Source organism: Maribellus comscasis (assembly GCF_009762775.1).
Classification (GTDB): Bacteria; Bacteroidota; Bacteroidia; order Bacteroidales; family Prolixibacteraceae; genus Draconibacterium; species Draconibacterium comscasis.
In genome coordinates this window covers 2,392,550-2,416,061 of sequence record NZ_CP046401.1, presented here as the reverse complement: position 1 = coordinate 2,416,061, position 23,512 = coordinate 2,392,550, and the positions used below count along the sequence as shown (strand labels likewise).

19 protein-coding genes are annotated in these 23,512 nt (G+C 39.1%); 10 read left to right on the top strand and 9 right to left on the bottom strand.

Features of this window, described 5'->3' with window-relative positions; translation table 11 throughout:
• Positions 1–40: 40 nt before the first annotated feature.
• A complete protein-coding gene (locus GM418_RS09635; RefSeq protein ID WP_158865501.1) occupies positions 41–1,036 on the bottom strand; it encodes a class II fructose-bisphosphate aldolase in 996 nt (331 codons plus the stop codon).
• Between the two features lie 487 nt (positions 1,037–1,523).
• On the opposite strand from GM418_RS09635, the gene fbaA reads away from it, so the two are divergent.
• Entirely contained in the window at positions 1,524–2,600 is a 1,077-nt protein-coding gene (fbaA, locus tag GM418_RS09630; protein ID WP_158865499.1) for a class II fructose-bisphosphate aldolase, read from the top strand.
• Positions 2,601–2,798: 198 nt separating this feature from the next.
• Here fbaA and GM418_RS09625 read toward each other — a convergent pair whose 3' ends face one another.
• The 4 genes from GM418_RS09625 to lipA all read right to left on the bottom strand — a co-directional run bounded on the left by GM418_RS09625 (position 2,799) and on the right by lipA (position 9,318).
• Positions 2,799–6,197 (bottom strand): DUF1080 domain-containing protein, encoded by a 3,399-nt coding sequence (locus GM418_RS09625; protein WP_158865497.1) that lies wholly within the window; start codon positions 6,195–6,197, stop codon positions 2,799–2,801.
• Positions 6,198–6,230: 33 nt separating this feature from the next.
• Positions 6,231–7,502: a Gfo/Idh/MocA family oxidoreductase gene (locus GM418_RS09620; protein WP_158865495.1), complete on the bottom strand. Its 1,272-nt coding sequence runs from the start codon at positions 7,500–7,502 to the stop codon at positions 6,231–6,233.
• 248 nt (positions 7,503–7,750) lie between these two features.
• Positions 7,751–8,416: a lipoyl(octanoyl) transferase LipB gene (lipB, locus tag GM418_RS09615; protein WP_158865493.1), complete on the bottom strand. Its 666-nt coding sequence runs from the start codon at positions 8,414–8,416 to the stop codon at positions 7,751–7,753.
• 38 nt (positions 8,417–8,454) lie between these two features.
• Positions 8,455–9,318, bottom strand: a complete 864-nt coding sequence (gene lipA / locus GM418_RS09610; RefSeq protein ID WP_158865491.1) for a lipoyl synthase — start codon at positions 9,316–9,318, stop codon at positions 8,455–8,457.
• Positions 9,319–9,442: 124 nt separating this feature from the next.
• Between lipA and GM418_RS09605 the strand changes: the two genes are divergently transcribed.
• From GM418_RS09605 to GM418_RS09580, 6 genes are all read left to right on the top strand, one after another.
• Complete coding sequence (locus GM418_RS09605; protein ID WP_158865489.1) at positions 9,443–11,344, top strand: tetratricopeptide repeat protein; 1,902 nt, start codon at positions 9,443–9,445, stop codon at positions 11,342–11,344.
• A complete protein-coding gene (locus tag GM418_RS09600) occupies positions 11,331–12,224 on the top strand; it encodes a DMT family transporter (protein ID WP_158865487.1) in 894 nt (297 codons plus the stop codon). Before GM418_RS09605 ends, GM418_RS09600 begins: the two co-directional genes overlap by 14 nt.
• On the top strand, positions 12,221–12,775 hold the full coding sequence (gene ruvC, locus GM418_RS09595; RefSeq protein WP_217447751.1) for a crossover junction endodeoxyribonuclease RuvC: 555 nt from the start codon (positions 12,221–12,223) through the stop codon (positions 12,773–12,775). The genes GM418_RS09600 and ruvC overlap by 4 nt, the downstream gene beginning before the upstream one ends.
• Positions 12,776–12,797: 22 nt before the next feature.
• On the top strand, positions 12,798–13,058 hold the full coding sequence (locus GM418_RS09590; protein ID WP_158865485.1) for a hypothetical protein: 261 nt from the start codon (positions 12,798–12,800) through the stop codon (positions 13,056–13,058).
• A 128-nt stretch (positions 13,059–13,186) separates the two neighbouring features.
• Entirely contained in the window at positions 13,187–13,765 is a 579-nt protein-coding gene (locus GM418_RS09585) for a 30S ribosomal protein S16 (protein WP_158865483.1), read from the top strand.
• A gap of 171 nt (positions 13,766–13,936) precedes the next feature.
• Positions 13,937–14,467: a ribosome maturation factor RimM gene (locus tag GM418_RS09580; protein ID WP_158865481.1), complete on the top strand. Its 531-nt coding sequence runs from the start codon at positions 13,937–13,939 to the stop codon at positions 14,465–14,467.
• Here GM418_RS09580 and GM418_RS09575 read toward each other — a convergent pair.
• The gene (locus GM418_RS09575; protein WP_158865479.1) at positions 14,435–14,875 is read right to left on the bottom strand and encodes an acyl-CoA thioesterase; all 441 of its coding nucleotides are present in this window, start codon (positions 14,873–14,875) and stop codon (positions 14,435–14,437) included. The two genes, GM418_RS09580 and GM418_RS09575, sit on opposite strands and share 33 nt — an antisense overlap.
• A gap of 110 nt (positions 14,876–14,985) precedes the next feature.
• On the opposite strand from GM418_RS09575, the gene GM418_RS09570 reads away from it, so the two are divergent.
• The 3 genes from GM418_RS09570 (at position 14,986) to GM418_RS09560 (ending at position 20,392) form a co-directional block, all read left to right on the top strand.
• Positions 14,986–15,693, top strand: coding sequence for a head GIN domain-containing protein (locus GM418_RS09570; RefSeq protein WP_158865477.1), 708 nt, complete (start codon positions 14,986–14,988; stop codon positions 15,691–15,693).
• A gap of 349 nt (positions 15,694–16,042) precedes the next feature.
• The gene (locus GM418_RS09565) at positions 16,043–19,069 is read left to right on the top strand and encodes an amidohydrolase family protein (protein ID WP_217447750.1); all 3,027 of its coding nucleotides are present in this window, start codon (positions 16,043–16,045) and stop codon (positions 19,067–19,069) included.
• Positions 19,070–19,087: 18 nt separating this feature from the next.
• Positions 19,088–20,392, top strand: coding sequence for an amidohydrolase family protein (locus GM418_RS09560; protein ID WP_158865475.1), 1,305 nt, complete (start codon positions 19,088–19,090; stop codon positions 20,390–20,392).
• A 58-nt stretch (positions 20,393–20,450) separates the two neighbouring features.
• Here the strand turns inward: GM418_RS09560 and GM418_RS09555 are convergent, their stop codons facing one another.
• The 3 genes from GM418_RS09555 to lysA form a co-directional block, all read right to left on the bottom strand.
• On the bottom strand, positions 20,451–21,017 hold the full coding sequence (locus GM418_RS09555) for an L-threonylcarbamoyladenylate synthase (protein WP_217447749.1): 567 nt from the start codon (positions 21,015–21,017) through the stop codon (positions 20,451–20,453).
• Positions 21,018–21,019: 2 nt separating this feature from the next.
• A complete protein-coding gene (locus tag GM418_RS09550; protein ID WP_158865474.1) occupies positions 21,020–22,129 on the bottom strand; it encodes a glycosyltransferase family 4 protein in 1,110 nt (369 codons plus the stop codon).
• A gap of 79 nt (positions 22,130–22,208) precedes the next feature.
• Positions 22,209–23,474: a diaminopimelate decarboxylase gene (gene lysA, locus GM418_RS09545; protein WP_158865472.1), complete on the bottom strand. Its 1,266-nt coding sequence runs from the start codon at positions 23,472–23,474 to the stop codon at positions 22,209–22,211.
• Positions 23,475–23,512: the final 38 nt, after the last annotated feature.

Sequence of the window (23,512 nt, the reverse complement as noted above, 5' to 3'; positions counted from 1 at the left end):
ATTAGTCATCCTTTCTATTTGTTCAATTTTTTATGTTTTTTTAAGCCTGCCCTGCTGAACCTAAAACATCCTCGTTTTTGTGTTTATACAATTCTTTTAATGAATCGCGGGCAGGTCCCAGGTATTTTCTAGGATCAAATTCACCGGGTTTTTCAGCCATAACTTTACGGATAGCAGCTGTCATTGCCAAACGTCCGTCAGAATCAATATTGATTTTACAAACAGCTGATTTTGCTGCCTTGCGCAACCACTCTTCCGGAATACCCACTGCATCTTTTAAAGCTCCGCCAAACTGGTTAATAGTGGCTACCTGGTCTTGCGGAACTGAAGAGGATCCGTGAAGCACAATCGGAAAACCGGGAATACGTTTTTCAATTTCTTCCAAAATATCAAAACGAAGCATTGGGGGAGTTAAAACTCCATCTTCGTTTTTAGTGCATTGCTCTGGTGTAAATTTATTTGCACCATGGGAAGTACCGATTGAGATTGCCAGCGAATCAACACCTGTTTTGGCAACAAAGTCTTCTACTTCTTCCGGACGGGTATAAGTTGATTTTTCAGCAACTACATCGTCTTCAACCCCTGCCAAAACACCCAGCTCTCCTTCAACAGTTACACCATGTGCGTGAGCATATTCAACTACTTTTTTGGTCAAGGCCACGTTTTCTTCATAGGAATGATGCGAGCCATCAATCATAACTGATGAAAATCCATTGTCGATACAATCTTTACAAAGTTCGAAAGTATCGCCGTGGTCGAGATGAAGAACAATCGGGATTTCATAACCCAGTTCTTTAACGTACTCAACAGCACCTTTTGCCATATTACGTAACAATGTGGCATTGGCATATTTGCGGGCACCTGACGAAACCTGCAGAATAACCGGCGATTTTGTTTCAACACAAGCCTGAAGAATGGCCTGTAGTTGTTCCAAATTATTAAAATTGTATGCAGGAATTGCGTATCCCCCTGCAACAGCTTTGGCAAATAAATCTTTACTATTTACCAGACCTAAATCTTTATAACTTACTGTCATTTTTATTTGAGTTAGATTTGATTTTTAATTTTTGGTGGGTGAAAGTAATTAAAATTCAATAATTCGTTCCGATTTGAAAACCGGGAAATATAAAATTTAACACTACTGTCTGATTAAAATTTTAAATACTGGCCTGAAGCCTTTGAGTAAGCTGGCTTTCAATATTAGATACCCCGTTAGTTTCCGGGCCCAAAACATACCTTCCTGAACATCTGACTTTTATTTTGTGTACTCTATATTAGTTATATCAAGTGTTCTGTCTTAATTGGATATGACTGAAAATTTAACTTTAATATTTTGGTTCAAAAAAAATGACAGAAGAATAAAGGTTCTCAGAATTCAAAATGAATTAATGAATTGTGAATCAGTAATATTAAATAATGAAGAATTTAATCTTCGTTAACATCGTAATTTTGCACTCCAAAAACCGAAATCGTAATTTTGTGTTGTTTTTAAGTAATCAATAATAAATTAAATATTTGAAACTATGGGAAAAATAGCTGATGCAGTTAAACCGGGTGTGGTTACCGGATCCGATTTACAGTTCATTTTCAAGGTAGCTAAAGAAAACCAGTTTGCTCTTCCGGCAGTGAATGTTGTAAGTTCGTCTTCTGTTAACGCCGTTATGGAAGCTGCAAAACAGGTTAACGCTCCGGTAATGATTCAGTTTTCAAACGGAGGGGCTGTATTTAATGCAGGGAAAGGGTTAAAAATGGAAGGACAGGAAGCAGCGGTTTTGGGTGCTGTTGCCGGTGCGAAACACATTCATACCCTGGCAGAAGCCTATGGAGTATATGTTGTTTTACATACCGACCACGCTGCAAAAAAATTATTACCCTGGATCGACGGCCTGCTTGATGCCAGTGAAAAGCATTTTGCTGAAACAGGAAAGCCATTATTCAGCTCACATATGCTCGACCTTTCGGAAGAACCGCTGGAAGAAAATATTGAAATCAGTAAAAAGTACCTCGAAAGAATGAGTAAAATGGGTATGACCCTTGAAATTGAATTAGGTATTACCGGTGGAGAAGAAGACGGTGTGGACAATACGGGTGTTGACAGTTCAAAACTATATACTCAGCCCGAAGAGGTTTGTTATGCTTATGAAGAATTAAGTAAGGTGAGTCCTAACTTTACGATTGCCGCTTCATTTGGAAACGTTCATGGAGTTTATAAACCAGGGAACGTAAAACTGACTCCGAAGATTTTGGATAACTCCCAAAAATATATTCAGGAAAAACTGGGAACAGAAGAAAAACCAGTAAATTTTGTTTTCCATGGTGGTTCCGGATCTACTCACGAAGAAATTCGGGAAGCAATTTCATATGGTGTTATAAAAATGAATATCGATACCGATACCCAGTGGGCTTACTGGAAAGGTGTTCGTGATTTTGAAGCAGCTAACCACGGTTATTTGCAGGGACAAATTGGTAACCCGGACGGAGAAGACAAACCGAATAAGAAATTTTATGATCCACGTGTTTGGATTCGCAAAGCGGAAGAAGCAATGATTGAACGCTTAAAAGTTGCTTTTGACGATTTGAACGCAATTGACAGTATTTAAGAATTTAGATAGATATTATGAAGAACCGCTTTTTTTTAAGCGGTTTTTTTTATTGCAAAATTTGGAAGGACACAGTGTAATCCTGAAGATTCTTCTGATGTAGTTCCCCGGAGAATAAAAAAAGCAGAGCTTCAAAATGAAACCCTGCTTTAGTTAATCAAACTATTATTACTGAATCGATTGAGTTACTTCAAAAGTTTACTCATTCAAATCTTTTATCCGTATATTTTTGAATTTTAATTCAGAGCCGTGCCCCAAAAATCCAATGTAGCCTTTTTCACGTTTCAGCCCCGGATGTTTTTTGCCATCTAAAGTTCCGTTTTTGCTGGCTTCTTTGATGTCGCCGTCCAGAATGGTTTCGCCATTCAAAATTACTTTCACTTTTGAACCCTGAACAATTACTTCTTCAGAATTCCATTCTCCTACCGGATTCTGAAATCCTCGCTTTGCCGGGATAACACCATAAACAGAACCATGGTACTGATACTCGTGCAGGTTGGCATAAATCGCTGCCGTGTTATCCAGAATTTGCAATTCCATTCCCACATAAGCAGCATCGCCTTCCAGAGGAGCCCGGATTCCGAGCCCGTTATTTGCTCCGGGTGTTAATTGAAAATCAAAACGGAAAATAAAATCACTGTATTCTTTTTCTGTAAAAAGATTTCCATGTCCGCCACGTTTTGGGTTTACAATTAACTCACCATTTTCAGCATAGTAGTCAGTTTTATTGCCTTGCCAGCCATTCAGATTTTTTCCGTTAAAAAGTGAAGTAAATCCGTCAGCAATTTCGTTATCGCTTAACCCGATGTGATCGGTGTTGATTTCGCGAACATAAATATCGCGGAAAGCCAGTTCGTTTCCATGGGCCTGTAATTCAATTGTGCCGCTTTCAAAAATCGGAATACTGCGATCCCAGTAATTGTCCATTCGAACGTTGTCAACAATCAGCTCGCCATTTAGATAAACCGTTACATTCTCACCGATCATTGTAATGCGGAATGTGTTCCACTCGTCAATAGGATTGTCGGCTACTTTTAGCGGGTTTCGAATATTGTCGGCATTGTTGTTGTAGAGTCCGCCTGAACCAACCTGGGCACCCACTTCAACACGCGATGTATCCCAGATTTGTACTTGTGGTGTTCCTCTCAGATAAATGCCGCTGTCGCCCTCTTTGGTAATTTTCCAGTCAACAATCATCTCAAAGTCTTTGTAATTTTTTGCTGAAACAAGGTTTGCTCCATGCCCGTTAAAAATAATCTGACCATCCCGGACACTCCAGTTCTCAAACATTTTTTTATTGGCTTCTTCCTGAGCTTTGACGCGTTCTTTTTCACTTAGTTCAGCAATTTTAATGGGATTTCCGTTCAAAAGCATTCCCTGCCAACCCTCAAGGTTTTTGCCGTTAAACATGGAGACAAATCCTTTTTCTTTTGGCATATCTTCAAGGTAATTCCGAATGTTGATTTTATCGTAATCACTTTCTTCACCTGACAGAACAGATGTTACCCTATCCAAAAGGTTTTTTACAAATTCTCCCGAAAAGCCTTTTTCTTCCGAGCCCGGAAGTGCAATTTTCATAACAGAGCGTGCGGCTGTTTGCTGCAACTCACTTTTGTCAAGAAATTGTTCGAGATAAACCAACGCAAGGAAAGTTTTAAGATTTCCAATTGAGCTGATAACCGTTGTTTTTTCCTGTGTTGACTTTGCAAACGGCATTACTTTGCGGTATTGAAGCAATTTTTGATCATCAGGAATACTCGCGGAACGCACCTGGCGAATAAAGCTTGCAAAAGCTTTTTCGCGGAAAGAACTGTTTGTTTGGCAAATTTCATAAAGTGTTTTTGAAGCATCATATTCTTTCCAGTTGGTTAATGCTTCAAACGCAGCTTCTTTTGTTTTTCCGTTTGAGTTATTAAAAAATCCGGCAACAGTTTCAAGCGCAACAGGGCCGCCAATTTCTGGCAGGATGGCAATAATTCTTTCTTTGTCGTCGGTTGATTTTAAGGCTCCCAGAACTTTACCCTTTTCACTTTTTTCCTCTTCAATGCCTTGTGCAGCAGTTATAACAGCAGCCTGTACTTCACCAACTTCATCGTCATTTATCGATGAAAGCAAAAGCATAATCAGCTGATCCAGGTTTTCTGAGTTTGAAATTCTTTTTAGAGCGTTGAAAGCGGAATTTCTTACCACCTGATCTGAAGAGTTGGTAAGAGCATAAATCTCACTGAAATATTCAGAACCTGATTTTGCAGCAATCAAATCAATAAATGCAGCTTTTGTTTCGCCCGAAGTTTTGGGTATTTGCGCTGCAACCGGCACCAGATGATTCTGATCAAGCAATTGAAGCAGCGCATTGTTTGTAGCCGAAATATCTTGTCCCGCTGCCAAATGGGCAATCAATACCGGAATTGCTTTTGTTTCCTGTAATTTAACCGTCGCTGTAATTGATTCTTCTCTTACTTTTTGTGATGAAGAATTCAGGCTTTCTTTGATAAAATCGAGAGCAAATTTGTTTCCTTTTCTGCCCAACATATCAATAATTTCTGCTTTTATCTCTTCCTGAGAATTTTTAGCTTTTTCAATCCAGGCGCGTGTACTGGCAATATCATCGGTTTTTTCCGCCAAATTTAAAGCGGAATAACGGAAAGCTTTGTCGTTGTTATCCACTGCTTCCAGTAAAAGCGGCAAAGCATCTGCTCCAAAATATTTAGAATAGATTGCCAGAGCTTTTGAATAATTGTGCAATTTTTCCGCGCTTTGGTTGGTTTTGAAAATTACTTTGCAGGCTTTTTTACAAAGCTCTACCTGGTTTTTTTCTCCCAGTTTTTCAGTATAATTTAAAAAAGCCTCAGTTGCGTTGGTTGCTTCATACGTAAAGTCAACATTTTTTGCGGCGTTGTACAATGTTTTATATGAGGCAGGAGAACCGATGTTGGCAAGTGCTGCCAACGCAGCTTTTTTTAATTTCTGATTTTCGGTTTCTGCAAAATGTGCAATTGCATCAGCAGCCTGATTGTATTCCAGAACTCCAAGCGCTCTTACCAGTGTAGCTCTTGTGGCATCTTCCTGAACTTTGGGGAGTGCTTCAAACAATGCCCACGCTGCTTTTTCTGAACCAATTCCGGTAAGTGTTTGGGTTGTTGGCTCGGTCAAATCTTTTTCTGCCAGGTATTTTTTGATGGCATCAACGGTTTTATCGCCGGCAACTAAAATCAACTGATTGAGTATAAACGTTTTTACTTCAATGTTGTGGTGGGCATCCAAAGCTTTTAAAAGTTGGGTCTCTGTAAAAGTTTTTTCTTCTTCCTTCCCAAAGGCACTTGAGTATCTTGCCAAACTGTTAATCGCAAAACGAACGGCAGTATCGTCGCCGGTACCAAGTGGAACAAGTAATTCTGAAAATTTTTGAAATCCCTCCGGTCCCAGTTCAACCATTTCGGCGATAACACGGTCGCGGTGAACCAGATCTTTTGTTGGCATTTGTGCCAGGATATCGGCGACTTTTGTATCAAGAGTCCGGTGATCTTGTGCAAAGGAATTTAAAAAAGCCACCGTTAGCAGGAGAATGGTAAATAATTTGGAAATATTTTTTTTCATCGTTTTAATCCTTAATAGTTAATCTTTCGTTCTTTAAATTGTCCATGGAGCACGCATGGGTTGATTGATCATTTTGTTTGCCCCCTCGTCATCGATAAACTCAAGTTGTTCAGGATCAAAATGAAGTGTTCTTCCAAGTCGCACTGCAATAATTCCCAGATTTACCATTGTTGCTGAACGGAACCCATTGGTTTCATTTAATGCAAATTTTTTGCGTGTTTTTACCGATTCCGAGAAAATGGAAATTTGTGGCTCGGGATCAGGAAGTGTTTCCAGGAATTTGTGAAGATTAGGAATGTCTGATTTAAATCCCCTGAAAATTTTTCCGTTTGGTCCTTCAATATATGCCGCATCTTTATCCCGGTTTTCACCATCCAATATTATTTGGCAACCATCGGCATAAGTATAGGTAATTCTCCTCCATGAGCCTACTGCATCGTAGTGTTGTTGTGGGGCATCCACTTCAATTTTTACCGGGCTGGTATCGTCTTTTCCCAGCAAATATTGAACCGGGTCGAGATAATGCTGCCCCATATCACCTAATCCGCCGCCATCGTAATCCCAGTACCCGCGAAATTTCGCGTGCACACGGTTTGGGTTGTAAGGTTTATATGGAGCAGGCCCCAGCCAAAAATCGTAATCGAGGTTTTCCGGTACCGGCATAGGTTTTAAATTGTGTTCCCCGCTCCAGTAAAATTTCCAGTCGTAGCCGGTAATTCCGCTCACGGTAACTTTTAACGGCCATCCCAGAATTCCGCTGTCAATAATTTTTTTAAGTGGTTTTACATCTGTTCCCAGTCCGTAAAAAGTATCTTTAAAACGAAACCAGGTGTTTAGTCGAAACATTCTTCCATGAGCATTTACGGCTTCCACCACTTTTTTACCTTCTCCGATGGTTCGGGTCATTGGTTTTTCACACCAAATATCTTTTCCGGCTTTTGCTGCTTCAACAGCCATTAGCCCGTGCCAGTGGGGAGGCGTGGCAATGTGCACAATATCAACTTCCGGTAAATGGCAAACTTCCCTGAAATCGTGAAATTTTTTTACGTCGTAATCAATTTTACTTTGTGCCAGTGCCAAATGTTCAGTGTCAACATCGCAAATAGCAACAACGCGGGTTCCCTCGTAGGGGATGTGGCCGCGTCCCATCCCTCCAACTCCGATAATGGCTTTTGTGAGCTGATCGGAAGGTGGAATAAAACCATTGCCTCCCAGAACATGGCGCGGAACAACGGTAAAACCGGCTCCTGCAACCAATGCACTTTTCAAAAACCGTCTTCTTGATGTTTGATTTATTTTGCTCATTTTGGTGATATTTATTTAAATTATTTGAACAGTGTAAGAATTCGATTAATATTTAAAAATAATTCCAAAGATAAAATTAACTTATTAAAAAAATACAAAACTTTAATGTGAAATTGAAGTGGAGGTGCACATTTTTCTCAAGCTGAAGAAAGAGAAATTGAACTTACCATCAAATTTGGCGCTGCTTTATGTGAAGTAGTTCTTTTAAAAAAATTATTGGAGGGAATTTGAAATGCCGGATGAGAGATTTAATAGATAGAATTAAACTTTTCTTTCAGAATTGATTTTACCTCTTCCAAATCAATTTTTCTTCCCAGTTCCTGTTGGATGGAAGTAACACCAAAAGTTAGTCCACAGGGGTTGATGTAAGTAAAGTAACGCATATCGGTGTTTACATTTAGAGCAAAACCATGCATGGTGACGTAGCGGCTTACGCGCACGCCAATAGCACAGATTTTTCGGGAACGTACTTTATGGTTAAAGTCGAGCCAAACACCAGTGGCACCTTCTTTCCTGCCTCCTTCCAGACCATATTCGGCAATGGCGGCGATGATGGCATCTTCCATTTTTTCGATGTACTCGCGCACACCAATTTTGTAGTGTTCCAAATCGATGATGGGGTAGCCCACAATTTGTCCGGGGCCGTGGTAGGTAATGTCACCACCACGGTTGATTTTATAATAAGTGGCTTTAATTTTTTTCAGGAAATCGGCATTGGCCAGCAAATTTGTTTCATCGCCACTTTTTCCCAAGGTGTAAACATGTGGGTGTTCAACCAAAATAAACTGGTTTTTTGATGTTGGTTTGCCGGTTACCCTTTTTTCTGCAACCACATCAGCCAGTATTCCCTCCTGGTAATCCCAACATTCTTTGTAGTCTTTTAAGCCTAAATCGTTGTAATTAAAATTTGTCACTTATTACTTTATGCTAATTGCTTTATACTCTGTGCTTTTTATGCATTTACATGTTCTTCCGCCCGGTATGAACTTCTTACCAGCGGAGAGCTTTCTACAAATTTAAACCCTTTTTGCCTGCCTATTTTGGCGTATTCGTAAAACTGCTCGGGAGTAATATATTCAACCACCGGCATATGTTTTGAAGTTGGTGCCAGATACTGCCCGATAGTCATTACTTTGCAGCCTGCTTCCAACAAGTCGTCCATCGTTTGCAGGATTTCTTCATGGGTTTCTCCCAATCCGAGCATGATTCCTGATTTGGCAATTTTATAGTTTTTTGCAACATATTTTACCACATCGAGGCTGCGGCGGTATTTTGACGCAAACCGAATAAAAGGTGTCAAGCGTTCTACCGTTTCCAGATTGTGCGAGATCACTTCCGGGCCTGCTTCAATAACCTGTTGAATCAAATCTTCCTTTCCCCTGAAATCAGGAATCAAAACTTCGATTTTAGTGTCCGGGTTTACACGTTTAACTTCGCGAATGGTGCGGGCCCAAATTTCAGCTCCCTGATCATCTAAATCATCCCTGTCAACAGAAGTAATTACACAATGTTTTACGCCCATAATCCGAACCGATTCTGCCAGCTTCCCGGGCTCTTTTAAATCGGGAGCCAGTGGACGGCCGCTTTTAACAGCGCAAAATTTACACCGGCGCGTACAAATATCCCCCAAAATCATAAATGTAGCTGTTCCACGGCTCCAACAGTCTCCAATATTGGGGCAGTTTCCGCTTGTGCAAATGGTGTGAAGTCCGTGCTGTTCAACAAGATTTTTGACTTTCGAGTAGCTTTCTCCCTTTGGCATTTTCATCTTCATCCACTTCGGCAGTCGCTGCCTGTCTTTCAACTCGTGTGCCATATCAAAATATTTTTTGTAAAAGTAAAGTAATCTGTTTAAAAAGTAACTGTATATTGTAAAAAGTAACAGAAAGAACCGTTTATGGTTTTAAGTGTTATTTTTGTAGCGACCATTTTGAAAGATTATGAGGTACATAACTATATTATTTATATTCATTTTTGCTTTACAGGACGTGTTCGGACAACAACTTCAGCAGCAGGAAAAAACCGATGCGCAACTTGCCATCACATATTATAATTCGAGAGATTATGAAAAGGCAATTCCTTTGTTGCTTTCGATATATAAAAAGTCTTCGAATAATTATTATTTCAGACTTTACATTAATAGTCTGGTTCAACTCGATCGGTTTTCCGAAGCAGAGGAAAGTCTTACCAGCGAGATAAAAAAGCGTAAAAATCCCAGTCCTGAACTTGTTGTTTACCTGGGTTATGTTCTCGATGAGCAGGGGAGATCTGAGGAAGCAACTATTAAATACCAGGATGCTATTCGGTCAATTCCTCCAAATAAAGGAAGTTATTTGGTTACAGCAAACACCTTTTTGCAGTGGGGAAAATATGATTATACAGTTGAAACCTATTTAAAGGGGCGACAGGAAATTCCGGGGGAACAGTTTAATTACGAACTGGCAAGAGCCTATCTCTACCAGCGGAATTACGACAATATGCTCGAAGAATACCTCAATCTTTTACGTCAGGATGAAAAACAGCTGGCAAGAGTTCAAAGTAGCCTTTCTTCGGCAATGCGGCTCGATATTGATGACGGGTTGCGAAACCAGTTTCGGGGTCAGGTTTTGAAAAGAATTCAGGCAGATCCCAATGTTATAGGTTATAACCGCCTGCTGATTTGGTTTTTTCTTCAGGAAAAAAAATTTTCAAGCGCTTTACGACAATCAATCGCGTTGGACAAAAGAACAGGAAAAGAAGATCCGCAAATTGCACAGTTGGGGCAATTGGCTTTAAATAACAAAAGTTACGGCGACGCTCAAAAAGCATATGAATATCTGCTCGCAAAAGGGAAAGAAAATCCTTATTATAACCAGGCATTTTCTCAACAGGTTCACGTAAATTATCTTCAGTTTATAAACGGTTCAAAAGAAGATCCTGGAAAAGGGAAAGAAATTGCCAGTCAATACGATAGTGTGTTGAATTATTTGGGTTACGACGTAGCATCGTTAAATATGATTCAGGAGTATGCCCATCTTTTGGCTTTTTATTTGAATGACTCAGAAAAGGCAATTGGTGTTTTGCAAAAAGGTTTGGAAATACCCAAATTAAAACCGGAACATTCAGGATTGTTAAAAACTGAAATGGCGGATATTTATGTGTATTCCGGCGATCAGTGGGAAGCAACACTGGTTTACTCTCAGGTTATTGACGCAAACAAAATGAATACTTTGGGTGATGAAGTGAAATTAAAGAAAGCAAAATTGGCCTATTATATGGGAAATTTTAGCTGGGCCAAAGCGCAGTTGGATGTGTTAAAGGCCAGTACTTCGAAATTAACTGCAAACGATGCCCTTGATCTTTCGTTGTTAATTGGCAATAATTTGAATATGGATACTACTGCTGTTCCGCTAACCATGTTTGCAAAAGCAGATTTGCTTTTTTTTCAAAACAAGCCTGAAGAAGCAATGGCTATTTTGAATGGCTTACAGGAAGTTTATCCCTACAATTCTTTGGTCGACGACATTTTATTCCGGAAAGCAAAAATTGAAATTGAAAGGCAGGAGTATGAGAAAGCTGCTGCGTACCTCGAACAAATAGTAACAGACTTCAGCTATGATATTCTGGCCGATGATGCTCTTTTTGAGCTTGCAGGACTGTTTAATTACCATTTGGAAGAAAAAGAAAAAGCCCGCGATTTTTATAAAAAAATGTTGTTTGATTATCCCGGAAGTGTGTTTGTTGATGAATCGAGAACAATTTACAGAGAGTTACGGGAAATATATCCGGATGAAGAAATAGATCAAAAACCCACGGAAGAAGATTTATTTATGCAACCAGTCAATCCGAATGAAATCAATTGAGAAAGCCTATTTATTTGCCGGCTTGTCCGTATTTTTTTGGTCAACGGTTGCCACATCTTTTAAACTGGCCTTACGCGGATACGATTTTATCCAGCTTGTTTTTTATATTTCTGCAGTGTCTGTATTGTTTCTTTTCGTTTTTATTGTCGTTCAGGGGAAATTAAATCTCATTTTTAAACAATCACGGAAAAAGTGGCTAACGTCCATGGGTATGGGTGCATTAAATCCATTGATTTATTATTTGGTTTTATTTAAAGCTTATTCCCTTTTGCCGGCACAAATTGCGCAACCCATAAATATGGTTTGGCCCATTGTTTTGGCGCTGCTTTCGGTTCCCTTTTTAAAACAGAAAATCGGGTGGGTAAGTTTTGCTGCACTTTTTATAAGTTTTACCGGAGTAGTTTTTATTTCGTCGCAGGGCGGTATTGAAGGGTTCAAACAGGTTAATGTTACGGGTGTAATTCTGGCTCTGATTACTTCTGTGCTTTGGGCTATCTACTGGATCTTAAATGTTCGCGATAAACGCGATGAAGTGGTCAAGCTTTTTTTAAACTATTTTTTCGGTTTATTGTATCTTACCGTTGCCGTGGTACTTTTCTCTGATTTTGAGATGGAACTCAACCCAAGTTTTTGGGCGGCAGTTTACTCCGGAATTTTTGAAGTAGGAATCACCTATGTGTTGTGGTTAAAGGCTATGAACCTTACCACCAGCAATGCAAAAATTGGAAACCTGGTTTTTTTGGCACCCTTCATTTCACTTATTTTTATTCACTTTATTTTGAAGGAAATCATTTACATCACTACTTTTATTGGCTTGGTTTTTATTGTTGCGGGCATTTTTGTGCAGCAACTCGACAAAACAAATCAAAAATTTTCATGATTTCAGAACCGATAAAAATATTAGGAATAGACCCCGGAACCAATATCACCGGTTATGGTTTGGTTGAAATACGCAACAAAAAACCGGAGATCCTGGACATGGGAAAAATAACACCAAAAAAAGGGATGGTTCACTATGAGCGGATAAAGGTGTTACATGAAGAAGCGTTAAAACTGATGGTAGCGCTAAAGCCGGATGTGATGGCCATTGAAGCGCCTTTTTACGGGAAAGACATTCAGGCAATGCTAAAACTGGGGCGTGCGCAGGGAGTAATTATGGTTGCTGCACTAATGCACAATATTCCGATTCATGAATACGCGCCGTTGCTGGTAAAACAATCCATTACCGGAATGGGACGCGCATCCAAAGAGCAGGTGGCCTATTTTCTGCAAAAGGTGTATCATTTAAAAGAACTGCCCGACAAAATGGACATTACAGATGCCATTGCTGTTGCCATTTGTCATTTTATTCAATTGGACAGGCCACAGCAAAAAAAAGAATACAAAAACTGGAACGATTTTATTAAAAAAAATCCGGGTAGGGTGAAATAGAAAAATTAGTAAAACAGATCACATGAAAAAATTTGCTGAGTTTATAGAGATCCTTTTGATTTCTTTTGTGATGTTTTTATTTATTCCCGAAATATTCGGATGGATTTTTCGAGGCACTTTTAATATTACGTCGCAGGATTTAAAAAATGCTGCTTTTTTGGGTTTGGCGGTTCCTGTGTTTTTATATTTCTCCAGAAAAATAAGGAATGATGTGGCTTTTATATTGTATATAATCTTTGTGGTTTTAATTTTGTTTGAAGCGGTACATCTAATCGGGTGGTAAAAATAAGATTTAGAAATACTAAAAAGTCTCCAAATCAATAATCTGATGAAAAAAGCCAGTTAATAATTTCGTAAACAGATTTTTATACTATCTTTGCGCCACATTTTCAAAAAAATAATTTAAGAATTATGCCAGTAAAAATGAGATTAGCGCGGCACGGCCGCAAACGTTATGCTTACTACCACATTGTGGTAGCAGATAGCAGGGCGCCACGAGATGGCAGGTATATTGAAAGGATTGGCTCTTATAATCCCAACACTAATCCTGCTACGATAGATCTCGATTTTGACAAAGCTTACGACTGGCTTGTAAAAGGCGCACAACCTACCGACACCGTACGTGGAATTTTATCGTACAAAGGTGTACTCTACAAAAAACACCTGATGGGTGGAGTTAAAAAAGGAGCTTTTGATGAAGCGGAAGCTGAGAAACGTATGGAAAAATGGATGGCTGAAAAAGAAGCAAAAATTCAGGCTAAAGTCGACCGGTTGGCCGGCGATGCCGATGCAGCTGCCCAAAAACAACTCGAAGCTGAAACTAAAATCAAAGAAGAAAGAGCAGCTGCCATTGCTGCCAGAAATGCTGAATTAGCTGCTGAAACAGAGGCTGAAGTTGCCGAAGAGGAAGCAGAAGCTACGGAAGAAGCTGCCGACGAGGCTGCTGAAACGGAAGCAACAGCTACAGATGAAGAAGCTCCAAAAGAATAGGGTGCTGAATCTGAAAAAGACAACATCTGAACATAGGGAACCACCGGTCGGAAGACTGGTGGTTTTTTTTGGCTCGAAGTCTCTCTCATTCTGAACATCGTTCAGCATCTTATTATTAAACATTGAGTAATCAGAAAGATGAGTCGATAAAATTTTCCCTATTTTTACCGTATGGAAACGATACCAAAGACAGATTGTACACAAATTGGTTTTTTTCGGAAAACGCACGGCGTTCACGGAGAGTTAGTTTTGGAATACGAACCAGAATATGAGATTTCGTTGGAAGAAACCGATCGTTTTTTTGTTGAACTGGAAGGGCTTTTAGTTCCTTTTTTTATTGCTGAAAATGGTTTTCGTTTTCGATCTTCAAAGTCGGCCATCATAAAATTCGATTGGGTGGATACCGAAAATTATGCCCGTCGGCTGGTTGGAGCTTCCGTCTGGCTTTTTAATCATAAAATTGTTTTGGAGGAGACTGAAATGACAATCTCGATGTTTGTTGATTTTATCTTGAAAGATGAAAAAATAGGAGAAATTGGCAAAATCACAAGCGTCGACGATTTCTCAGGAAACCTGGTTTTGAATGTTGATTATAACGGAAGCGAGGTTTTGGTCCCTTTTAATGAAGATTTTCTGGTTTCAGTTGATGAGCAGAAAAAAGCGCTGGTATTAAAGCTTCCTGACGGACTGATTGATATTTAAATCCGGCTCATAATCAATAAGCTTTTCTCTCCATTCCTGCGGAATAACTTCCGAAATTCTTTTTTTCATATCAAAACAAACCATAATTGTTTTCCCAATTGCAACCGGCTCTGTTTGCCCGTTTTTGAAAACCTTTTGCGTCATTGCCAGGCTTTTTTCGCCAAGTGAACTCACGTGCGAAACCACCTCTATTTTATCTTCAAGGAAGGTAGACTGCAAATAATCGGTTTTTACCGAAGCAATAATCAATCCTTTGTGTGTCCAGCTAATTAAATTACCCAACACTTCCTCAAAATATTTAATGCGGGCCAAATCAAAAAATTCCTGGTATTTGGCGTTGTACACGTGCCCCATTAAATCAATATCGTTAAACCTGATTTGTACCGGTATTATATGTTCGTTTTTCATGTTTCTTTTAATCAGCGTCAAAATTGCACTTTTTTTTGTTCAATGTGCAACTTTAGTGTTATTTGCACGTCATTAAAAAAGTATTGATAATATTCAAAAACAAAATAAACATGAAAACAAAAATCTTTATCCTCACTTTTCTTTTTGTAACTACTTTGTTTATCAATCCCTTATTTGCTGAAGACGAAGAGCGTGATGTGTCTTCTTTTTCAGAAATCTCATTGCGTGTTCCCGGGAAATTGTATCTGGAACAAGGGAAAACACAAAGTGTTGAAATTGTTGCCAAGTCATCAACAATGGAAGAAATTGTTACAGAGGTAAATGGAAGAAGACTTACCATTCGGTTTAAAAACAAAAATTATTTGTTCAAATCATTTAATCCGGGTAAAATAGAAATTTATATAACAGTTCCGGAGATTGACGCGCTTGCAGTATCCGGTTCGGGAGATATTATTGCTGAAGATGAAATTAAAACACGTATCCTGGATTTGGCCGTTAGTGGCAGCGGTGATATAAATTTGGCTGAATTGGATACAGAACGGGTAAAAGCTTCAATTTCCGGTTCAGGCGATATTGTTATCGGAAGTGGGGGAGTTGCTGACGATTTATCAGTTTCTATTTCCGGCTCCGGCGATATAAAAGCCGAAGACTTTGAAGCCGAAGATGTTGTTGTGCGAATAGCCGGTTCAGGAAATTGTTCGGTCACTTCCAACGGCTCTTTAAAAGCAAGAGTTGCCGGTTCCGGGAGTGTATATTATCACGGCAGTCCAAGTATCGATTCATCTGTTGCCGGTTCCGGCAGAGTGAAAAAGATGTAAATAAACAACTTAAAATAAAGTGAACCACTGCAAGCACTGTAGTGGTTTTTTTTGTCCCGGTTTTCCAGCTTGTATGAATATTACTACCCGCTTTTGTTGAGGGTATGATTTAATTTTTTTTTAATTTTACAAATGCTCTCCCTGTTTTTCTCCGTGTTGGATTTTAGTCTATCTATTTTTTAGTAGTTTTAGTGTCAAATTCACGATTTGAAGATTAGGGGGCATTTCGTGAGTTTTAAAAGAGACTATCAACTAAAATTAAGGCATAGCATTTATCTGTTGTAGTTTGCAATATTTATTTTTTTATAACCCTGTTGCTTCGATCTTACAATAGTTACTTAAATAAATTATGAAAAAACTGTACTGTTTAATTGTAACGATTGCATTTTTTACATTTACGCATGCACAAAATTTATCTCCTGTTTTAGGAGTTGGCGATGAGCGCCCGGAAGTGTATGCTTTTATAAATGCAACCGTAGTAGTCGATTACCAAACTGAAATAGAAGATGCGGTTCTGGTAATTAAAAAAGGTAAAATCGCAGGAGTGGGTAAAAACATTGTTATACCGGATAATGCGGTGGTTTTTGATTTGGAAGGAAAATATATTTATCCTTCGTTTGTCGATCTCTTTACTGAGTATGGAATTGAGAAAAAGAGTTCCGGGACTTCTGCTCCGCGGTCTTATTTCTCAAGACAGCAGGTATTCGATTCCAAAATTGACGGGCCTTTCTACTGGAACGATGCCATTAAACCTTATCAGAGTGCAATTGAAGCATTTCACGTAAATGCGAAAGATGCAGAAGATTTCCGGAAAGCAGGTTTTGGGGCTGTTGTTACTCAGAAGAATGACGGTATTATGAGGGGAGTTTCGGCTTTGGTAGCGTTAACCGACGAAGACGAAGAACAAGTGGTTTTAAGTGGGAAAGCTGCTTGTGGTTACTCTTTTGATAAAGGGAGCTCACAGATGAATTATCCAAGTTCCTTGATGGGAGCTTTTGCTTTAATTCGCCAAACTTTCTACGATGCCGAATGGTACGATTCAAATAGTGATAAAAGCGTTTTCGACGCTTCTTTGGAAACAGTAACCGAAAACAAAAGTTTACCTTCTGTTTTCCAGGTGAGAGATAAAATTAACTTGCTGGATGCAGCCAGGTTAGGAGATGAGTTCAATATTCCTTTTATAATGAAAGGGAATGGTGATGAATACCAGTTGCTTGACGAAGTAGTTTCAACCGGTGCACCGCTGATTTTGCCTCTGAATTTTCCTGAAGCACCTGATGTTGATGATCCTTATAAAGCAATTCTGGTACCTCTTGAAGACTTAAAACATTGGGAACTGGCACCCTATAATCCGGGAAGATTGGCGGGCAAAGAAGTAGAATTTTCTTTTACAACCGAAGGATTAAAAGATAAAAAACAGTTTAGAACGAACTTGCTGAAAGCGATAAAGTGTGGCTTATCAAAAGAACATGCATTAAAAGCTTTAACAGAAACCCCGGCCAAACTGATTGGTTGCGATAATATGTTGGGGTCGCTGGAAAAAGGGAAACTCGCCAATTTTCTGATTACTTCTTCAGAAATATTTGATCCGGAGTGTATTGTTTATGAAAACTGGGTACAGGGCAGGAAATATGTAATTACCGACAGTAGGTTACCGGACTTGAAAGGGGAATACGATTTGGCTTTAAGTAACAACGAGCATTTTGACCTTGTAATAGAAGGAAAACCCGGTTCATATTCTTTAAAGGTAAAAACCGGGAAAGATAAAACCGAATCAGGGAAAATGTTGGTCTCAGAAAATTTAATTTCTCTTTCTTTTCCGAAAGATAAAAAGTGGGTTCGCCTTTCTGGTTGGATGGAAGATGAAGCAATAGAAGGAACAGGTGTTCTTCCCGAAGGAAAAACCGTTACATGGGAAATGACTTTGGAAAAGGCCGGGAAAGACAAAGCCGGCAAAAAGAAAGATGAAAAATTAACTGAATCCGGGAAAGTAATATATCCGTTTGTAGCCTACGGAAGTGAGATGAAACCACAGTACAAAGATTTTGTCATTAAAAATGCTACAGTGTGGACTTTGGAAAATGAGGGAATTATTGAGAATGCAGATGTCCTGGTAGAAAATGGAAAAATTGCGCAGGTTGGAAAAAATATCAATGCAGGAAATGTTTGGGAGATTGACGGAACCGGGATGCACATCACTCCGGGGATAATAGATGAACATTCACACATGGCATTGAATGGGACTAACGAAGGTTCACACGCAATTACTTCAGAAGTGCGGATGCGAGATGTTTTAAATCCTGAAGATGCAACAATTTACCGTCAGTTGGCTGGCGGAGTCACCTGTTCACATTTATTACATGGTTCTGCAAACCCAATTGGGGGCCAATCCGTGTTAATAAAACTTCGTTGGGGCGGTAATCCTGAAGAAATGTTGGTGAAAAACCAGGTAGGATTCTTAAAACATGCGCTGGGCGAGAACGTAAAACAGTCGAGAATGCCTACCAGCCAGCGTTTCCCGCTAACCCGTATGGGAGTAGAGCAATCCATTCGCGATGTATATGCAAGGGCAAAAGAATATCAGCAAAAATGGGAAGCCTATGATGCGCTTTCTGAAGCTGAAAAGCTAAAAACTCCGGCGCCAAGAAAAGACCTCCAGCTGGATGCTATTGTTGACGAGTTTAACGAAAAATCGTTTATGGTTTGTCATACTTATGTTCAGAGCGAGACGAACATGATTATGAAGCTGGCACAGGAATTTGACATAAGACCACACACTTTAATTCATAATACGGAGGGATATAAAGTAGCTGATAAAATGGCGGAAGCCGGGGCTGCGGGTAGTGTTTTTTCTGACTGGTGGAATTATAAGTATGAAGTAATTGATGCCATTGCTTATAACGCAGCAATACAATCGAATGAAGGTGTTTTGGTTTGTATAAACTCCGACGATGCGGAAATGGGAAGACGCCTGAATCAGGAAGCAGGGAAAATTGTAAAATACGGTGGGCTTTCTGAAATTGAAGCATTAAAACTGGTTACTTTAAATCCGGCTAAAATCCTTCATCTTGATGACAGAATGGGGAGTATTAAGGTTGGTAAGGATGCTGATTTGGTGCTTTGGACTGATCATCCGCTTTCGGTTTACGCAATGCCCTCAAAAACATTTGTTGACGGCACAGTATATTATGACAAGGAAAAAGACAAAGAGATGTACAATTCCATTCAGGAAGAGCGTTCACGGATAATCAATAAAATTCTTGCCGAAGGAGGTGGAGGTAAAAAGGGGCTGGGAGGAAGTCGTCCGCCGATGCGTGTAAACGATCAGTTTATATACGACGATGAGGATATTACAGATTATACCATTGATGAATAAGCCCAAAAAAACAAAAAAATGAAAACGACATTAAAAAAAATAGTATACGCATTTTTATTACTGGGTTTTGGTTATTCAACTTTTGCCCAGGTTCCGTCACCGGCTTCGGAGCAGGATCACGGAATTGTTCTGATTGGAGCAACTGCACATATCGGAACGGGTGACGTAATCAAAAATTCAGCCATTGCATTTAATAATGGGAAAATAGCTTTTGTTGGAAAAGCTGATAAATTGGGGAATCAGTTTTCCGGTTATGAAAAAATAGATGTTGCCGGGAAAGAGGTTTATCCGGGTTTAATTATTATGCAATCGCAGTTGGGATTAGCCGAAATCGGAGGAGTTCGTGCAACATTGGATAATAACGAAACAGGAGAATTAAATCCCAGTGTCCGCTCCTGTGTGGCGTATAACACCGATTCTGAAATAATTCCGGTGACCCGTTCAAATGGCGTTCTTTTGGCACAGGTGATTCCTCAGGGAGGAATGATTTGTGGATTATCGTCTGTAATGAACCTTGATGCCTGGAATTATGAAGATGCTTTATACAAAACCGATGAAGGAATGTGGCTCAACTGGCCTTCATATTATTCCAGAAGAGGCTACGGAAGTAACCGGACTTTGCAGGAAAATAAATCATATGCTGATGAAGTTAAAAAGCTGGAGAAGATTTTTAGTGATGCAAAAGTATACAAAGGTACACCTGCCAATTCGAAACTGACAGCTATGCAGGGGATTTTTGACGGTTCAACCATTCTGTATATTCAGGCCGACTATGTAAAGACAATTATTGAAAGCATCAGTTTTGCAAAAAAAATGGGTGTGAGAAAAATTGTTTTGGCAGGAGCCGATGAGGATGCCCTGATGGTAAAAGATTTTTTGAAAGAAAATGAAATTTCGGTGATTGTCGCTCAAATTCACCGTTTACCCAAACGAAAAGATTCTTACACGAAAGCTCCTTACGAAATGGCGGCCAGGTTTAAAGAGGCTGGTATTTTAGCTGCCTTAACTTACGATAATACAAGTAACAGTGCAAATTTGCCGTTTGTTGCAGGAACAGGTGTAGCTTACGGATTAACAAAAGAAGAGGCCCTGCAAACGGTTACTTTGAATCCGGCCAAAATACTTGGGATTGAAGATCGTGCAGGGACATTGGAAGTGGGGAAAGATGCTCATGTTGTGGTTTCCGATGGCGATTTACTCGATATGAGAACCAACAAAGTTACCCTGGCATTTATTAATGGCCGGAATATAGATTTGGACAACAAGCACAAAAAATTGTACAAAAAATTTGCAACAAAATACGGTCAGGAAATTACAGAGTAATTTCTTTGATTTATCTATGAAAGGGAACGAAAGGGCTGCCTTTGTATGGTGGCTCTTTTTATTTTCTGATAATATCAATTCTTCCTCCCGGGCCAAGTTTGATAATACTTGAGGGTTGTGACGGAGTGGTATCGTCCTGCCGGTATTCGACAATGTAATCGACCTGCTCTTTAATTTCTTCAGAAATCTCATCAAAAAATGCCGGCGATTTTTTACCACTTATATTTGCCGATGTAGAAACTAAAGGTCGTCGGAACCGTTGCAAAAGTTGCGAAGTAAATTTCTCCTTTGTAAAACGAATCCCGATGCTTCCGTCTTCTGCAATTAAATTTGAAGCGAGATTTTTTGCATTTGGATAAATAACGGTTAAAGGAGTAGTTGTAATTTCAACCAAATCCCACGCAATTTCCGGAACATCGTCAACATAACGGTCGAGTAGCGCAGGATTTTCCATCAAAACCAACATGCTTTTTGAGTCTTCTCTTTTTTTTATGTTGTAGATTCGAGTTACTGCTTCCGGGTTTGTAGCATCGCAGCCAATGCCCCAAATGGTATCGGTAGGATACAAAATTATACCTCCGCTTTTTAAAACTTCCAATGCTTTTTTTAAGTCGTTGTGCATCATTTTTACGATAAAACTTGGGAGTACAAAGAAATCATTTTTTCTGAAAAACAGGCAGGATGAAAATGTTTAGCCCATTCATGACCTTTGGCAATATATTTTTCCCGTTCTTTTTTGTTTTCTATCAATTTTGTTAAAGCGGCACCAATCTCTTCAATATTTTTGGGATCGCATAAAATCGCCGCATCACCTGCTGTTTCCGGCAAACAGGATACATTCGATGTGATAACCGGGCATCCGCTGGCCATTGATTCAATCACAGGTAATCCAAACCCTTCGAAAAAGGAAATATAAATGGATAAGGTTGCCATTTGATACAAACCTGCCAAATCTTTTTTTGGGATATTACTCAAAAATTTTACCTGATTTTCCAGTTTATTCTCCGAAATGAATTTTAAAAGTTCAGCACTGTAAATGGTAGGTGTTCCAACAAAAACAACGGTCGTTTTTATTTCGGATGAACGAATGGCTTTCAATATTGCCAATTGATTTTTCCGGTGCTCAATTGTTCCCACTGAAAGAATAAATTTTTCGGGGAGCTCATATTTTTTTAGCAGCTCTCCTGTGTTTTGAATTTTAAAAAACTTTGGTGAGACAGACTGATAAACGACTTCAATTTTTTCGGGATCTATATGGAAATAGTTTACTATGTCTGCTTTGGTTTGTTTGCTGATGGCATGGATTTTTGTAGACGCAGCACAGGCATATTTTACTTTCCGGTAATAAATATTTCGGTCGATAGGTTTATAAAATTCGGGGAACCGCAAAAAAATAAGGTCATGGATAGTTACTACCGATGGCACACTTGTTTTATGAATACCGGCGGGAAGCTCATTGCTTAAACCATGAAAAACATCGAGCTCTCGTTTATTTAAATAACCGCTAACCGAAAAGCTTCGCCACAGCGATTTAAAAATTTTTGAAGTAGGACTGTCGGGAGAAATAACATCAAATTTTTCGTAATGATGAAAAAGCTTTTTTTTAATTTCAGGAGTGAACAGTATATAATGATTGTCGGGATAATACTGATGTAGCGCGTTTAAAGTATTACGACTGTAATTTCCTAAACCCGATGAGTTTAAAAAGGCGCGTTTTGCATCAAAACCGATTTTCATTTTTTAAATATTTGTATTTACAATACGAAAAAGGCCGGAAATTAGTTCCCGGCCCAAGTTAAATATTTTGTAAAATACTTTATACTGAAAAATCTTTTAATCCGTCAAAATCAAGCGTAGCAAAATAATCTTCCACTGTTTCGGCTCTTCTAATCGGAACAATTTCTCCGTTTTCACGCAACAATAGTTCAGCTGATTTTAATTTTCCGTTGTAATTAAATCCCATTGCGTGTCCGTGAGCACCTGCATCGTGAATTACCATAATATCGTCAGTTTCAACTTTGGGCAACATTCTGTCGATAGCAAATTTGTCGTTATTTTCACACAATGAACCAGTGACATCATATTTTTCAGTAAGCGCTTCGTTTTCTTTCCCTAAAACAGTAATGTGGTGGTAAGCCCCGTACATAGCCGGACGCATCAGGTTTACCATACAGGCGTCCATGCCGGCAAATTGTTTATAGGTTTTTTTAATGTGGCGGACTTTGGTTACCAAATATCCGTAAGGCCCTGTAATTGCACGACCCGATTCAAAAAGAAGTTTTAGCGGTGCCAATCCGTTTCCAACAATCATTTTTTGATATAATTTCTGAATTCCGGCACTTACATATTCCAGATTTACCGGTTTTTGTTCTGGTTTGTAGGGTATTCCGATGCCACCACCTAAATTGGCAAATTCAATTTTAACACCTGTTTTTTCCGAAACTTCAATAATCAGTTTGAAAAGAATTTCAGCAGTTTCAATAAAATAATCAGGGTCTAGTTCGTTGGATGCAACCATGGTGTGGATACCAAAATGTTTTACTGCTTTTGATTTCAGAATTTTATATCCTTCGATGATTTGTTCATGCGTAAAACCGTATTTGGCATCCTCTGGGTGGCCAATAATCAGGTTCCCTTGTTTTAAGTCGCCGGGATTGTATCGCATGCTGATTGTATCAGGCAATCCAACATGTTTTTCAAGAAAAGCAATGTGGGAAATATCGTCGAGATTAATAATCGCTCCCAGATCACTTGCCAGTTGAAATTCATAGGCCGGTGTGTCATTTGAAGTGAGAATAATTTCCTCGCCGCGCATACCAACCCGTTTAGCAAGTTCCAATTCGGCAATTGAACTGCAATCAATACCAAATCCTTCTTCACGTAAAATTTTCATCAGATAAGGATTTGGAGCAGCTTTTATGGCAAAATATTCCTTAAATCCTTCATTCCATGAAAATGCATTTAGAAAATTACGCGCATTTTCCCGAATTGCTTTTTCATCGTAAATATGAAATGGTGTGGGGTGCGTCTCAATAATTTTTTCTATTTGTTCTTTTGAAAACGGTAGTTTTTTTTCTGCCATAATTATACTGCGATTTTTTAGAGATACAAAGGTACAAT